The organism is Parafilimonas sp. (assembly GCF_047606085.1).
In the GTDB taxonomy this organism is placed as follows: domain Bacteria; phylum Bacteroidota; class Bacteroidia; order Chitinophagales; family Chitinophagaceae; genus Parafilimonas.
Genome location: NZ_JASGEX010000174.1, coordinates 1 through 16,415, shown reverse-complemented (window position 1 = coordinate 16,415; position 16,415 = coordinate 1). Strand labels below are relative to the sequence as shown.

Annotated in this window: 9 protein-coding genes; all 9 read right to left on the bottom strand. The window is 46.5% G+C overall.

What is annotated here, in order from left to right:
* Window positions 1-78: 78 nt before the first annotated feature.
* The 9 genes from QM629_RS15040 to gcvP all read right to left on the bottom strand — a co-directional run bounded on the left by QM629_RS15040 (window position 79) and on the right by gcvP (window position 16,043).
* Window positions 79-1,263, bottom strand: a complete 1,185-nt coding sequence (locus QM629_RS15040; RefSeq protein ID WP_415160709.1) for a glycoside hydrolase family 172 protein — start codon at window positions 1,261-1,263, stop codon at window positions 79-81.
* Window positions 1,264-1,286: 23 nt separating this feature from the next.
* Window positions 1,287-2,873 (bottom strand): SusD/RagB family nutrient-binding outer membrane lipoprotein, encoded by a 1,587-nt coding sequence (locus tag QM629_RS15035; RefSeq protein ID WP_415160708.1) that lies wholly within the window; start codon window positions 2,871-2,873, stop codon window positions 1,287-1,289.
* A gap of 25 nt (window positions 2,874-2,898) precedes the next feature.
* Window positions 2,899-6,321 (bottom strand): SusC/RagA family TonB-linked outer membrane protein, encoded by a 3,423-nt coding sequence (locus QM629_RS15030; RefSeq protein WP_415160707.1) that lies wholly within the window; start codon window positions 6,319-6,321, stop codon window positions 2,899-2,901.
* A gap of 195 nt (window positions 6,322-6,516) precedes the next feature.
* Complete coding sequence (locus QM629_RS15025; RefSeq protein WP_415160706.1) at window positions 6,517-7,689, bottom strand: FecR family protein; 1,173 nt, start codon at window positions 7,687-7,689, stop codon at window positions 6,517-6,519.
* Window positions 7,690-7,830: 141 nt separating this feature from the next.
* Window positions 7,831-8,445, bottom strand: a complete 615-nt coding sequence (locus tag QM629_RS15020) for an RNA polymerase sigma factor (RefSeq protein WP_415160705.1) — start codon at window positions 8,443-8,445, stop codon at window positions 7,831-7,833.
* 248 nt (window positions 8,446-8,693) lie between these two features.
* Window positions 8,694-10,037 carry a PQQ-dependent sugar dehydrogenase gene (locus tag QM629_RS15015; protein WP_415160704.1) on the bottom strand — a complete coding sequence of 448 codons (1,344 nt, stop codon included), beginning with the start codon at window positions 10,035-10,037 and terminating at the stop codon, window positions 8,694-8,696.
* Between the two features lie 286 nt (window positions 10,038-10,323).
* A complete protein-coding gene (locus tag QM629_RS15010; RefSeq protein WP_415160703.1) occupies window positions 10,324-10,701 on the bottom strand; it encodes a WG repeat-containing protein in 378 nt (125 codons plus the stop codon).
* 150 nt (window positions 10,702-10,851) lie between these two features.
* Window positions 10,852-13,086: a GH92 family glycosyl hydrolase gene (locus tag QM629_RS15005; protein WP_415160702.1), complete on the bottom strand. Its 2,235-nt coding sequence runs from the start codon at window positions 13,084-13,086 to the stop codon at window positions 10,852-10,854.
* A 74-nt stretch (window positions 13,087-13,160) separates the two neighbouring features.
* A complete protein-coding gene (gcvP, locus tag QM629_RS15000) occupies window positions 13,161-16,043 on the bottom strand; it encodes an aminomethyl-transferring glycine dehydrogenase (protein WP_415160701.1) in 2,883 nt (960 codons plus the stop codon).
* Window positions 16,044-16,415: the final 372 nt, after the last annotated feature.

Sequence of the window (16,415 nt, the reverse complement as noted above, 5' to 3'; positions counted from 1 at the left end):
CTGGCAAAAAGAAAAGTTAGAAAAAGCAGGCCCTGTTTATGCATACTATTAAGATTAAATATTACTGGTATAGAATTTTTAAAGGTGAAAAACACGAATCGCGACGGGTTGCAATGGCGGCGTTATTCCACCCGGCCGGTCGAGATAAAAATAGACGATAGCACATACGTCGTCGCTGCGGTAAAAATTAACCCAGGGGTCATCCGCTTTCCTTGTATCTATCATCACCGGCGGTTTGCCGGGATTATATAGCCTGTCGCTGCCATAGGTCAGCGGGATCATCGGCGCTCCGGCCGCCTGGTATTTTGCGGCCCGTTTTGCGTGGGCGCCTCCGATCTGCTGGAGTGTGGCCCGGCAATCCCGGCTGAAATAAATCGGGTCAGGTATATGCAGCCGGTAGAAAGCATATTGCCTCGGCGTATCGCTGGCCACCGTGCAGCCTGTATAACGATTGATAAATCTCTTTTCGTTCCAGCCCGTTCCGATGTAATCTTCAGTGCCGGTGCCGACCAGTGTCGGGAGTGTGGTATCGCCATCAAGATACACTTTCACCTCGCCTTCACCGAACCAGATATTTTCATATTGCGGGTTGGCGTTTACGCCCACGCCCACACCCAGCAATCGTCCTTTTCCGCTAACCCGGGGCAGCAGTTCAAAGTCGCGGGCCAGTGTGGTTGCCGTATCCCGCTGCCAGCAGGCATGGAAATAGAGATTAGCCGGATCCCAGGATGTCAGCCTGACATAATCCACATCGAAATAAACCAGGTTTAACAGGCTGTCCGACTCATTCACGATCTGTATGCGGGCGCCGCTTCGAAAGGGCATGGGAATAAAACAATTGAACGAACGACCCTCTGCAGTGCTGAAGAGCGCATTTTCGTAAGCATTGATCTTACCCAGCGTGAGCCCGAAGAAATCACCGAACGGAACGGATACGGCCGGCTTTGCTTCGCCATCCCAAAACATTTCGAGGCGAAGCGACCGCAGCATTTCCGGGCTTCGATTATCTATTGTGATCCAGATTCGCCGGATCTCACCGGTCCCTTTCACATCCAGAAGCGTTAAAGTGTCGCCAGAAGGCAACGGATCATTCGGATGGCCCTTACCGCCGAAATTCTCCTGCCCGCCCCTGCCTTTTATGCCATTGAGATTTTCGGGACTGGACCACCGTGGTTCCTCACTCCGGTATTTGAATAACGGCTCCTGCGCCTGTAGAGAAAGGGTCATATACATTGCAATCAGGAAAAAAAATAACTTACACATATCGTTTTTTCTTAGCCTGCAATTTATTGTTTATCCCACCAAACTCTGGTCGTCATCAGATCGCCCCCCATTCGGGAAACGGCTTCCTGGTATCCATCCGGGTTTAAACCGGCTTCCGATGTGGGATATATCAGGCGGCGGGGAAGTGTTCCGCCGGTTTGCCCGCCGGGATAATTAACGGGAACAAGCACCGGCAGCCCGGTACGCCGGATATTGGCCCAGGCTTCGTACCCGTTGAAGGTGCTCGCCGTGAGAATGTACATTTCGTTTTCGATCTCCGCCATGTTCTCATCCAGCGTGCCATCCGGGTAAGGATTTTGGGTCATATAGGCGGTGATGTCGGCGGCCGAAGCGGGATTGTCCGGAGTGTAAGACTGCATTTGCTGAATAGCGGCCTGCTGTCCCGCACGATATTCGTCTCCCGCGGAGCCGGTTACCCAGCCCCTGGCCATCGCTTCAGCTTTGAGGAAGCGCACTTCGGCGTGCGTCAGCAGCATGTTGGGATCATCCGAGCCGATAATCACGCCACGGGGACGGGAAAATCCGGAGGCATCGGTTTCTCCCGTCATGGCCTGTAACGTGGTAGCATCGAGCCCATTCTGCAGCCCGCGCGCATTGGCGACGGAATGATCCCCTTCTACCAGGTTCGGGATAGAGGAAGCGGAGTCGTTCCGGGCGGCGATAATGGGCAGCCGCGGATCGTTCCTGGATTTCATGAGGTCTATCAGGGTCTGTCCCCACGCAAACCTTGCTGTTTTAAGCATTTGGTTCCCGATGGCCTCATTGTCGGAAGGCCCCATGACCATCGAATTTGGATTGACCGTAGTGGTCGTGGTATAGGCGCTGATGAATTTGAAGGTCTGGCTGTTGTCGGCCATTACGCCCTTGCCGATGGCTTTTGCAGCCCATTGCTGCGCACTGGTGGCATCCACTTTGGTGAGGCGCATGGCGAGCCGGAGCATGAGTGAGTTGGCAAATACTTTCCATTTGGCCACCAGGTCGCTGACGGCGGCGGTGGTTCCGTCTTTATATACAAAATCCGCGTCTGGGTAAGATTGCGAGGCGTCGAGCTGATCCCCCGCCTCATCCAGCTCTTTGAGCAGGTCCGTGTAAATGGATTGCTGGGAATCGTAAGCCGGCTGGAAAGTTCCTTCGTAATATGCTTCGCCGGCTTCAAAATAAGGCAGATCCCCATAATAGTCGGTGAGCATGCTGAACTCGAAAGCTTTCAGTATCCTTGCGATGGCCACGGTATTCACCTGAGTGGTATCGTTCTTTCCCAGTTCGATGAGATTGACCAGGTTTTTTATCGCGTTGGGATATGCCGCCGCAAAGAATACCTGGGAAATGGACGGCTCATAGAAATACTTATCGCCGTCGAATGTGCCCTTTATTTCGAGGGTTGCCATTTGTTGCGAGAACATCATTCCATAACCGATATTTATTTTTGCCGCGTCGAAACTGGCCATAAACAGCATGGACTGCCCGAGCAGGTATGAAAGCGGAACTGACGAAGGCTTGGTCGGATCAACATTTATTGATTGAAAATCTTTGGTGCACGATGCCAATCCGAGCACCAGTACCAAAACGGGATATGATTTGCGTAACATAAAATTTTGTTTTTGGGTGATGGTCTTAGAATTTAACATTGAGATTGAAGCCAAAGGTTCTTACCGATGGAACGCCGGCCAGCTCAAGGCCCTGTGCGTTCGAGGCGTTATAAGTTGATTCCGGGTCTATATTCGGCGTATATTTTTTAAGTATGGCGAGGTTGCGGCCAACGATACCGAAAGAAATCGCCTGGATCGGCGTGTTGCTGTACCACCGCGCCGGCAACGCAAAATCGAGGATGATCTGGCGAAGCTTTATGAAATCGGATTTATAAATATAGCTTTCTGCGGAAGCAAGCGGATCGAATGTATAGAAAGCCTGCGCCGGAAGGGAAGTTGTATTGAGGGTTCCGTCTTCAAGAACGCCGGGCACTACATAACCATTTTCCCGAACGCCTCCGGCAGCCGTTACAATGTTCATCCCGTTAATCGCCGCGAAAGCATCGGTTCCTGCATAAATCTTCCCGCCAAACCGGCCGTCAATAAGCACGCCCAGGGTTATGAACTTATAGCGGAATGAGTTGCTGAACCCGCCGGTAAACGGCGAGATGCCGGTACCGAAATTCACAAATGAATTGATCTCCGGGTATCCCTGGGCGTTCACCACCACATTTCCCTTCTCATCACGGACATACCCGGCGCCTGCCAGCATGCTGAACGGATGGCCTACCTCCTGGTAAACATAGGCAGTGAATATCCTCGATGCGCCTACCTGGAGCTTGTCTAACCCATCGGTCAGCTTATTAACCCGGTTTTTATTATAAGCGAAATTGACGGAGGGTTCCCAACTGAAATCCTTGCCGTTGATTACACGGTAACTGAGCAGTAGCTCGACGCCCTTGTTCGTGAGCTTGCCAACGTTGAATAATGCGGAAGTGTAACCGGTTGTTGCGGAGAGGGTGGCACTGACGATATCGTTGGTGGTAATACGGCTGTAGAGTGCCAGATCAAGTTTCAGGCGGTTACTGAACATATAGGTTTCCAGGCCAATTTCCGCACTGGTTGACAGCAGGGGCTGCAGGGCGGCATTGGGCACCTGGGTCTGGTTGATCTGTGCAAGCGCCGCTCCGCGATAGCTTCCGGTGAGCGCATAGTTCAGGTTAAGCTGATATGGCGATGTGGCGCCGCCCACCTGGGCCCATGAGCCACGTAGTTTCAGATAGCTGACGAAACCGGGCATTTTGAATGCCGAACTGGGAACGAAACTAACCCCTACGGATGGATAAAAGATATTATTGTTTTGGGGACTGAGCGTCGAAAACCAATCGTTGCGCCCCGTCATATTCAAAAAGAGATAGTCTTTCCAGGACAAATCAACCGATCCATACAGCGAATTGATGCGTTGTTCCGTGTAAGGGTCTGTGGTCGTTATAGAAGCCGGGCTGATATTGGAAATATCGTAGAAGAAGGGGATGTTGAACGGCGACCCCACGATATTTTGCTGCTGATAAACCTGCCGCATCAGGTTGCCGCCGGCGAATGCCGAAATATGCAACCCGCCGGCAACGTCTTTATCAAAACCCAGCAGGAGCTCATTATTGGTTTCGGAATAGTCAAGCAATTCATTTCTCAGCTGGCCGCCCAGCAAATACGCGGCGCCGGTAGGCACAATGAAATTTTCCCGGAAATTAAACTTATCAAAACCAAAGCGGCCCTTTACATACAGCCAGTCTGTTATATACGCTTTGGACTCAAAAGAAACGATCATTCTTGTTTTAGAGTCTTTTTCCCGGAAATCTTCCTGGGCGTACCAAGGATTGGTCTCCCAGGGATTGGTGCTCCATAGTTTTTCATACCCCAGGCTGTCGTACTTATCCTTCATGATATTCACGTCGAGCGAGGTTGGCAGCGCCATGACGGTAAAATTCGCATTGCCGGTAAAATCGGAGAGCCTGGGCCTGTTTTTGTTGGCCTCGCTGATGTATTTGGCATTAAGGAGAAAGGATATTTTTTTATTCAGCTTAGCATTAAGGTTGACGGCAAAATTGTCTCTTTTCAGGGTGGTGTTTGGCACAATGCTTTGGGTGTTCAGATGGCTTAGCGATGCCCGGTAGGCGATGTAATCATTGCCGCCGGATATGGCGACGGAGTTGGTAAAATCGCCGCCCGTCTGATAGAAGTTCTTCAGGTTGTCCCGCTGCGCCACATAAGGGCGCTGAACGCCATCATACTGGGTTTGCAGAGATCCGTCAAGTTTGCCTCCCCAGCTGGCGGCCATATCGTTCAGGTTGGTTCCGGGCGCCCCGTTAACGCCGGAACCATATTCATATTGAAAATCTTTCCACCTGGAATAGAGGAGGCTCTCCACCACGTAATTGCTGTTTATTTCCACACCAATACCTTTTCGTTTGGCGCCTCCTTTTGTCGTGATCAGGATAACCCCATTGGAGGCTCTGGATCCATACAGGGCAGCAGCGGTACCTCCTTTGAGCACACTTACGGTAGCGATTTCGTCCGGGTTGATCGAACTGATACCATCTCCCAGGTCTATGCCGCCGGTAGGGCCGGCATAGGTTTGAACGTTGCCCAGGTTATCATTGTTCAATGGTATTCCATCTACAATAATCAGCGGCTGGTTGTTCCCGGAAATTGATCCGTCGCCCCGGATGGTAATGCGTTGTGCGCCTCCCGGGCCAGTCGCTGTACCGGTAATATTGAGACCGGCTACTTTTCCTTCCAGCGAATTGGCGATATTCACGGATCTCGCCTCCGTTAAATCTTCTCCTTTAACTTCAGTCACCGAATAGCCCAAAGCCCTTTTTTCTTTTTTGATTCCAAGAGCCGTTACCACCACATCTTTTTGAACGTCTGCCCGGGATAACAGTGTGATTTTTAAATTCATGTTGCCGGAAAAGGATACTTCCTGTGTTATATACCCTATATGCGAGACGATAAGCGTACCCGAAGATGCTGAAGATTCTAAAGAAAACCGCCCGTCATTATCCGTTGCTGTGCCGCTCTTTGTTCCTTTAATAACAACGGATGCATACGATACAGGGCTGCCTGCAGAATCCACCACCTGTCCGGTAAGCCTTACCGGCGGCGGTATGGCATAATCTGTCTTTTCAGCGCCGGAAGTATCCGTGCTTTCTCTTTTGATGCCAATAAAATTGCCGGAGATAGTAAAAGAAAGCGGCAATCCCTTCAGGCAAAGGCGCAGAACGCTGGTGATGTCGGCATCTCTGGCGTGAACACTGATCCCGGGAAGGTTATCCAACGCTTTTTCCTCATAGAAAAAGATATAATCGCTTTGCTTCTTTATCTGGTTAAATACTTCCCGCAGGGATGCTTTATTTTCATTCAGGGTAATATTTTGTCCGAAACCCGCAGCGCTTACCTGAATGCAGGCAATCAAAGATATAAGGGTAGTCAGTTTCATTACCAGCAATATTTTGGTTATGCCACCCTGCCTCTCACGCACGGCGGAGCCAGAAGAATAAAAATTCATATTTTTGCAATGTTTGGGTAAGTTAATCTTAATGCACAGTTAGGGAGCCCGTCAATAACGCGGGCCAGACCACTCAAACTTTTGCCGGTTGTGCCGCAATCACTTCCGGCTTTTTTATGAGCCCGTTATTGTCAGGTTTGATCTCTTATTTTCATTTTTTGTTTTATTAATTGTGACCGGTTCGTTTTCTGTTCATTACGGCTTTACAATAATTGTGTTGCCATTGAATGTACAATGCACGTTCTCATATTCAAGTATCTTTAAAAACTCAGCAAGCGTAGATTTTCTTGGTATGCCGCCTACAAACACCCGGTTGGGGATTGTTCTCTGATAGGTTACGTTTACATCGTACCATCTGGATGCCTGCCGCATTATTGTTCCCAGGTCTTCATTTTCAAAAAGTATCTGCCCGTTTTTCCAGCCAATAACGTTTTCTGTATTCACTTTTTTCACCTGGATAGCATCGGCACTGGCAATCGCCTGCTGTCCTGCTGTTAAAACACGCGCTTCATTATTTCCCGAAATTTTTGCACTGCCATTAACAAGCGTGGTTTTGATGGCGGGCTCATCAGTATATGCGTTAATATTGAAAGCGGTTCCAATATCCTCAACCAGTATGTTGCCTACCTCCACCCTGAATGGTTTTGCTGCATTATGCACCACTTCAAAATAGGCTTCACCGGTAATAACTACTTTTCTTTGGTTGCCGGTAAATGCTACCGGATAATGAATGGAAGAAGCAGCATTTAACCAAACCTTTGTCCCGTCAGACAGGATTATGAACCATTGCCCGCCACGTGGTGTAGTAACTGTATTGGTTACTTGTTCCGCCGTGCTATTCCGGGCATTCTTTGAGTCATTATAGACTAATTGTCCGTCTGCTGTTTTATTCACTGCTACATTGCCCTGCTGCGCAATAGCGCCGTTAGCTGCATCTGTTAAGACTACCTGTTTGCCACTGCCCAGGGTGAGTATAGCTCTGTTACCACCGGGAGAAATATTCCCGATTGGCTTATTCTGTATTGCCAACTGCGATTGCTGTTGTTTGTGCAACATAAAATACCCGGAAACAGAAAACAATAAAATAGCTGCTGCTGCACTAATGCGCCACCACAGACGGTTTCGTCCTTTCTTTGCTGAGGCAGCCATTTGTGCCTGCAATTCAGAAAAATGCTCCTGCTTCATCTTTTCACGCGCCGCTGTTGTCGTTAATATCAGCTGTTTCTTCAATGTAGCAATAGCGTCAGTGTGTTCCGGATGTTCCAGCAACCAGCATTCCCAGTACTGTATATCTTCCTTATTTTTTTGGAAGCAATAGTTGAGAAAACGTTCATCCTGAATAAGCTGCGCTATTTCTTCTGCCTTCATTTTTATTATTGTTAGCTAATAGAGCAGAAACCTTAAATTTTTCCTATAGTTTTTTGAAAAAAATAAGAGAAAAAAGAAAAACAGCAGAAAGAATGCTGTTCTACAATTGCGAAAGAGCCGCAAGGATATTCATAACCCAATCTAAAAAACGAACAAATGCGCGAGTGAAAAAACAGCGGCCTTAAGTGATCTTGTGCGTTCAGGGCCAATCAGGTTTCTCAATTTTACAATAGCCTGCAATATGGTATTATAGGCAGTTTTGATGGAAACTCCATTCGCAGCAGCAATCTCCTCATAGCTTAATCCAATATAAAATTTCTGGTAGATCATTTTTGCCTGTCTGTAAGAGAGCTTTCCTATATACGCTTTTACAATCTGGCTCAATTGCCCTTCTTCAGATGGTTCCGGGCCGAACGGTTCCGTAACAGGGGGAATCATTTCATCGAATATGCTATTGTCGCTTGCTGAAAGCGATTGCAGCCTGTTAAAGCGCCCTTTCCGGAACAGTTTACGCACAAAACTGGTAACAAGATAATTGTGGTGCTGTTTTATATGAGCCAGCCTCGTGCGGTTTTCAAAAATGTAGAGAAACAGATCGTTAACGCAATCTTTGGCCTGATCTAAAGAAATGTCTTTCTGAAGAGAAATATAGATCAGATAATCATGATAATGACCATAAAGAATATAAAAAGACCGGTCATTTCCCGTTTCTATAAAATCATCCCATTCCTTTTTAAGATTTTTTCCTTTTTGCATAATGGCGGCAATCGGTTCATAAAGATAGATTAATATCGAATATTTAATAATAAAAAATACTTTATGTTGGCGGGCACTAATAAAGGGATTGTTTAGACTTCAGCATCTGGCAAATTGCTTCAGAGGTATTTGCTCCATGATTGACGATGCCGGCGCGATGGGCAGGGTGAAAACGAATTTGTATAATAAATACAGGAATGTTCAATTGTAAAAAGTCTCTGAAACGGAGTGTTGAATATTTTCAGGAATTATTTCCCTGCCACCTGCGTATCCCTGAAATTATTTGGCCCTGTTTTATTCTTATCACGCTCAAGATCGTTTTTGTTATAAGTTATCCTGAAGATAGTGCCCCTGTTATCATCGCATACATACAAAGCGCCGTCGGGCCCTTGTGCCAGGCCGCAGGGGCGATGCACTGCATGGCCGTTTGCCGTGCTGTCTGCACCGCCTGAAAAGCCATCAGCAAACACTTCCCAATCGCCATCGGGCATACCATTTTTAAACGGCTGAAACACGACGAAGAAACCTGCCTGCGGCTCGGGCGAACGGTTCCATGAACCATGAAAAGCAATGAAGGCGCCGTTCTTATATTTTTCGGGAAACATATCGCCGGCATAAAACAACAGGTCGTTAGGTGCAAGGTGCGCCGGATAGGCTGCAGCCGGATCAATAAAATTGCTGTCCAATGTTTTTTCGCCGTCGCCACCATATTCCGGCATTAATATTTTTTTCTTTTTAAAAGGATCATAATAAATATAAGGCCAGCCTGCATTATCGCCATTGCCCAGCGCATACATGCATTCAGCAGGCAACTGTGCGTTTTGCTTATCGTTAAAATATTTAGGGAACAGCGTGTTGAGCTGGTCGCGGCCATGCTGCATAACAAATAATTTTTTAGCCTGATTATTCCAGGCTATGGCAACCACATTGCGCAGGCCTGTTGCATAACGGGCGCCATCGCCGTAAGTCTGATCCTTTTTATCGGCGCTGAACATCCATACGCCGCCCGCAGAATCCAGCAAAAGGCAGCCGGGCATGCCCATTGATCCGGGCTTCCTGTCGTTTTCCTGGCAGGAGTTGGAAGGGCAGCCAATGGGTATAAACATATTGCCCTTATCATCAAACATGATGGACTTGGTATTGTGCTCATTTCTGTCAATTAAACCTGTTACAATGCGTTCCGGCTTTGCTGTGTCTGTAACATGATTTTCTGCATCAAGCTTATAACGGAATATTTCTGTGTTGGAAGCAGTGTATAAATAACCATCATGTATCTGAACGCCTGTGCCGCCAAAATCACCAAAACCGTATAACAGTCTGGCATTGCCCTGCTCTTCGTGCAATAACAAGGTGCCAACGCCTTTTACTGTATGTGCAAGCCTTACATATATATCGTTTTGCGGCGTTACCACAAGATGCCTGGCGCTGCCAAGCGAATCGGCAACTATATTGGATGAAAAGCCGGAAGGCAATGTAAGGCCGCCATTTTTTAATACGGGCGCTTTTTCTTTAGTGCCATTTGTGTTGCAGGAAACAATGAGCGCAAGCATAAAAGCTGTGCATGCTAAAGTGAAGATTGAGCGTGATTTCATTCGTGCATATTTGTTTTTTCAGTTGTCTCATGGAACCTCGCTATGTACATTCCCCTGTGTGAGAAAAAATTATCATGCTCGGTTTCATTATGTGATATATTGCAGGTTATACTTATACAGCAATGCTAAACCGGCATAAACTTAGGAATAAATCAGGGCATACAAAAATACAAGGATTTTGTTGGGCTACCGGCAAATAAAAAAGCAGCTAACAGACGTCGCTGCAGTTAAATTCTGATGATAGCGGGTTCTGCAGGTGGGTTAAGCTATAAAAGACGATGCCTGATTATTCATGCAGCTTTTTATTGTTCTTATCAATAAAATACACGCTGCTGCCTTTTATTACCCTTGCTTCATTGTTATCAAAGCTGTCGGCGAAATTGTATTCAGGGCTTATTATAAAATCGCCTTTCCCGTTAATATAGCCCCACAGGCCTTTTTCATCTGATGCTGGTGCAAGCCCATCGGCAAAAGTCCGGGCGTTGCTAAACCGGAAATCAATAACTGTGTTGCCCTTTATATCAATATACCCATAACGGCCGTTTTTCATTACGGCAGCCAGGCCATTATGAAAACGCTGGGCATCGGCAAAAACCTTATCGCATTTTTGGGCCTGCGCCGGCATTACGAATGCAAACACCAAAAGAGGCAATAACCGTTTCATGGCAAAAGTTTTGACTCAAGTTAAATTTGCCGCTTGCGGAAATTGTATGACAGGGGAGATAATACCCGCGGTGATTGTAGTCATTTATTGTAAAAGCCGTTTATAAGCAGGCCGAAATTGCTGTTTTAAAATGGTATTGTTGTAAGGCTGTTACTGCCTGCCCGGCAGGCCGGCTTCATCCACTGCAAATTGCCTATTGGGCACGGCGCCCATTACAAACTCCAGCACGCCGCCCTGCATTAAAGTGGCATGCAGAATGGATGCTTTATCGTAAGGTTTGCCATTAAGTTTTATACTTTGTATGTAAGGGTGGTCTTTTGCATTATTGATGGTTTTGATGGTAAGTTTTTTGCCATTGGCCACTGTTAATGTTACTTCTTTAAACACCGGGCTCCCAAAAACATATTCGCCGCTGGCTGCATTTACCGGGTAAAAGCCTAATGCGCTCCATACATACCAGGCGCTCATCTGGCCGCAGTCTTCATTGCCGCATAAGCCATCTGTTTTGGCAGTATATAATTCCTGCATGATATTTCTCACCCTTGCTGCTGTTTTATATTGCTGACCTGCATAAGCATATAAATAAGCAATATGATGGCTGGGCTCATTGCCATGCGCGTACTGGCCTATCAGGCCGCTTATATCAGGCGAGGTATTCCCGCCTTTTAACTGCGAGCTTACGGTAAACAAGGAATCAAGTTTGCTTACAAAAGCATCTGTGCCGCCGAACGCTTTTATTAATCCATATACATCCTGCGGCACAAACCAGCTATGCTGCCATGCGTTACCTTCGGTAAACATAGCTTTATGCTCATCATGTTCAGAAAAATACGGATCGAATGGCGTAACCCAGCTTCCATCGGCGTTCTTTGCCCTGGCAAAACCAATGGACGGATCAAATACATTTTTCCATGATGCGGCGCGTTTCATGTAATAGTTGTAATCATCCGTATAGCCAAGTTTCTTTGCCACCTGCGCAATGCACCAGTCATCATAAGCATATTCCAGCGTAATGGTTACGCTGCTGCCCATTTTATCCTGCGGCAGGTATCCATATTCGCGATAGAAATCAGCGCCGCGTATATTTTGCATGCTGCTTTTCTTCATGGCCTCGTATAAAGCCGTTGTATTGATGCCTTTAAAATCTTTCAATATGGCATCTGCAACAATCGGGATGCAATGATATCCGGTCATGCAGTTGGTTTCATTAAACTGTAAATCCCACACAGGCAACAGGCCATGCTGGGTATAGAAATCATAATAAGAATTGATGATATCCGGCACACGTTGCGGCTGCAGCAAAGTAAACAAGGGGCTTTCAGCGCGAAATACATCCCATAAAGAACTTAACGTGTATATTGGATGCGCCGCTTTCTTAGGCAGGCCATCGGCGCCTTTATAATTTCCATTCACATCATCAAAGCGAACGGGCGCTTCGAATGCATGATACAAAGCTGTGTAAAACACTTTTTTTGTATCCATATCATCGCCGGTTACTTTCACCCTGCTTAATTCTTTCTCCCATGCATTGGCAGCCATTGTTTTTGCTGCAGCAAAGCTGATGGTTTCACTGGCTTTTAAGCCAGCCAGTGCACCGGCTTCATCCGCATAGCTTAATGCCACTTTCATCACGATCTTCTCCTCTTTCTTCGTGTCGAACAATAAGCAGGCAACTGCTTTATCTGAAGTTACGCTGTCGCCATTAACCGCATTGCCATCAGCAAAATATTGTACCGCTTTAACCGGCTTGCTTAAGCTTACAGCAAAAAATACTTTCTGGTCTGGCGCCCAGCCTTTTGAAAAACGGTAACCGGCAAATGTTGTATCATTTATCTTCCTGAAGCCACCGGCTGTACATTTATCCCAGTTAATGGCAAAGCCGAGATCGAAACGGATAATGGCATCCTTCGCTTCGGGGAAAGTATAACAATGAAAGCCCGTGTTTTCCGTAGCGGTGAACGCTGCTTTAATGCCAAATGTTTTCAGCAAAACGGAATAATAGCCCGGGGTTGCTTCTTCTTCGCTGTGAGAGAAAGCGCTTACGATTTTATCGCCTGATGGTTTTACATGTACCATGGGCAATACAGATATATCAGCAAGATCGCCGATGCCGGTGCCGCTTAAATGCGTATGGCTGAAGCCGGCAATTACCGAATCGCTGTAATGATAACCGCTGCACCAGTCCCAACCCGATTTCCCGTTGTCAGGGCTAAGCTGTATCATTCCAAATGGCACCGTAGCGCCGGGATAAACATGGCCATGTGCAGATGTGCCAATAAAAGGATCAACAAAATCAATAGCCTTTTGTGCGGTAATGTTTTGAACACCGGCAAAACCTGGCAGGAGAAAGAGCGCGAATAATTTTTTGCAGATGGAATACTTCATGTATGCAGTTTAATGTTTGTTTTGAAACAACAGGATGAGCCAATGTATAAGCCGGCCTTAACCCAAGCCCAGGGTCATTGAACAGTTTCATCTGCATAAGTGCTCACCGGTTCGCAGGTACAAACCAGGTTTCTGTCACCATACGTATTATTTACCCTTGCCACCGAAGGCCAGAATTTATTCAGGGTCACATAATATAATGGAAATGCAGCTTCTTTTCTTGTATAGGGATGGTTCCATTCGTCCGCACAAATTACAGCCTGCGTGTGCGGTGCGTTCTTTAAAGCATTATCCTTTTTATCAGCTTTACCTTCTTCCATGTTTTTTATTTCATCACGAATGCTGAGCAGGGCATCGCAGAAACGGTCAAGCTCAGCCTTGTCTTCACTTTCTGTCGGCTCAATCATGATAGTTCCGGGAACAGGAAAACTTAATGTTGGTGCGTGAAAACCATAATCCATCAAACGCTTGGCAACATCTTCCGCTTCCACTTCAGCAGATTTCTTAAACGGCCGCAGGTCAACAATAAACTCATGCGCACAGGTACCGTTTGTGCCAAGGTATAAAACATCATAAGCCTGCTGCAACCTTGCACGCATATAATTGGCGTTTAAAATAGCATATTCGCTTGCTTTTTTCACGCCCTCTTTACCCAGCAATCTTATATAAGCATAGCTGATTAATAAGATGGATGCAGAGCCATAAGGTGCGGCGCTCACACTGTTGACCGTTGGCTGTTGACCGTTGACCGTGCTGCCTGGTAAAAACGGTTTCAAGTGATCTTTGCAGCAAATAGGCCCCATGCCGGGGCCGCCGCCGCCATGTGGAATAGCAAATGTTTTATGCAGGTTAAGATGACAAACATCAGCGCCTATCAAACCAGGCGCAGTCAGGCCAACCTGTGCATTCATGTTGGCGCCATCCATATAAACCTGCCCGCCGCGGGCATGTACTATCTCTGTGATTTCTTTTACAGTTTCTTCATACACACCATACGTGCTTGGATACGTGATCATAATACCGGCAAGATTGACGGCATGTTGTTCCGCTTTTATTTTCAGGTCATTTACATCAATGTAGCCATTTTCCAAAGCCTTTACCACAACCACTTTCATGCCCGCCATTACCGCCGAAGCAGGATTGGTGCCATGTGCAGAAATGGGTATCAGCATAATGTTCCTGTGCGCTTCTTCTCTGCTTTCATGATAGGCTTTAATGGTAAGGAGGCCTGCATATTCGCCCTGTGCGCCGCTGTTGGGCTGCAGGCTGCAGGCATCGAATGCGGTTATCTCGCATAAATAATCTTCCAGTTCTTCAATCATCAACTGGTAACCGCCGGCCTGTTCTTTGGGTGCGAAGGGATGCATTTTGCTCCAATGGTTCCAGCTTAATGGTATCATCTCGGTTGCGGCATTCAGCTTCATGGTACAACTGCCCAGAGAGATCATGGAAGTATTTAGAGAAAGGTCTTTATTCTCCAGCGATTTTATATAACGCATCATCTGGCTTTCGCTGCGGTGCATATTGAAAACAGGGTGCGTTAAGAAAGAAGATGATCTTTTTGCGAAAGCAGGAATATGTTCGGGTTCTGTGTTTTCTTCTATTTCAAAACCAACAGGGTCAATATCGTTTTCAAAACAATTGATGAGATCGTACAGGTCATCAATCATCACTGTTTCATCCAGTGAAATCCCGATTAAATTATTAGCGGTATAACGAAGGTTGATCTTCTGGCGTTCTGCTTTTTCTTTAAACGCTTTTACATCATCAACTTTTACGGTTATCGTATCAAAATAATTTTGCGATACAAGCTGAAAGCCTCTTGCTTCAATGCCTTCTGCAACAAGCTGCGTAAGCACGGCAATGCGTTTGGCAATATGCTTCAGGCCTTCAGCGCCATGATACACCGCATACATAGCGGCCATATTGGCCAGCAAAGCCTGCGCCGTACAAATATTGGATGTGGCTTTTTCCCGCTTGATATGCTGCTCCCTGGTTTGCAAAGCCATACGCAAGGCGCGGTTGCCCCGGGCATCAACGCTTACGCCAATGATGCGGCCGGGTATGTTTCTTTTAAACGCATCTTTGGCAGCAAAGAAGGCCGCATGCGGGCCGCCATAGCCCAATGGCACGCCAAACCGTTGCGCAGAACCGATGGCGCAATCGGCATCTAATTCGCCCGGAGAAGCTAATAATGTCAATGCAAGCAAATCAGTAGCCATAACAACAAAGGCGTTATTGCTATGCACTTCGTGAATAAATTCACGGTAATCTTCAATTGAACCTTTATCGTTGGGATATTGAATAATGACGCCAAAGAAAGAGTTATCTATTGAAGCGGTTTTATAATCACCAAATACCAGCTCAACGCCTATGGGTTTTGCCCTGGTAATTAAAACAGCTTTTGTTTGGGGGAATATTTCGTTATCAACAAAAAATTTTGCCTTTTCAATATGGTCATGATCGCGGTTAAGCAGGTTAAAAAACATGGTCATGGCTTCAGCGGCCGCAGTAGCTTCATCCAGCAGCGAAGCATTGGCAATGGGTAACCCTGTGAGATCGCTGACCATGGTTTGAAAATTCAGCAAGCTTTCCAGACGACCCTGTGAAATTTCGGCCTGGTATGGCGTGTATTGGGTGTACCAGCCCGGGTTTTCAAAAATATTCCTCAAAATAACCGAAGGCGTTATGGTGTCATAATAACCCTGGCCTATATAATTTTTTAAGATTTTATTCTTCAGGGAAATATTTTTTATATGCTGAAGGTATTCGTGTTCGCTCATCGCTTCGGGCAGCTCCAACTCATGGTTCATGCGTATGTTTGCAGGAACAGTTTTTTGCACCAGCTCGTTCAGGCTATTAACACCAATAACCTTTAACATTTCGCTTAACGCGGTATGATCAATGCCAATATGCCGCCCTGCAAATTCACCGGACTGAGATTCAAATAGGTTCATACTAACTCCTGTAGAAAAGGGATTTAAAAAAGATGCGCAAAGTTACGCGCTATCATTTGTTAATAAAAGTAAAAGTGGATAAGGTGTGAATGGGTAAAAAGTTTAAAAGTTCACGGGTTCACAGGTTGTTACCCTCGCGATTTAAAGTGAGCGGGTTTGTTAATGCAGGTTCAAAGGAAAGATTATTTTATTGGCAGGTGGAACTTGCATTAAATTTTTCGGGTGTATTTCAAATTTTCGCAGGTGGGTGGCGACACCATAGCCGTCAACTTAGGAGAAACACGATTAATAAAAGACCCCCGAATGGGGTTTAATTTAAATAGCCATCGGTGCAACCGGTGGGCAAATGAAACGGTTTTGATATTGAACCCC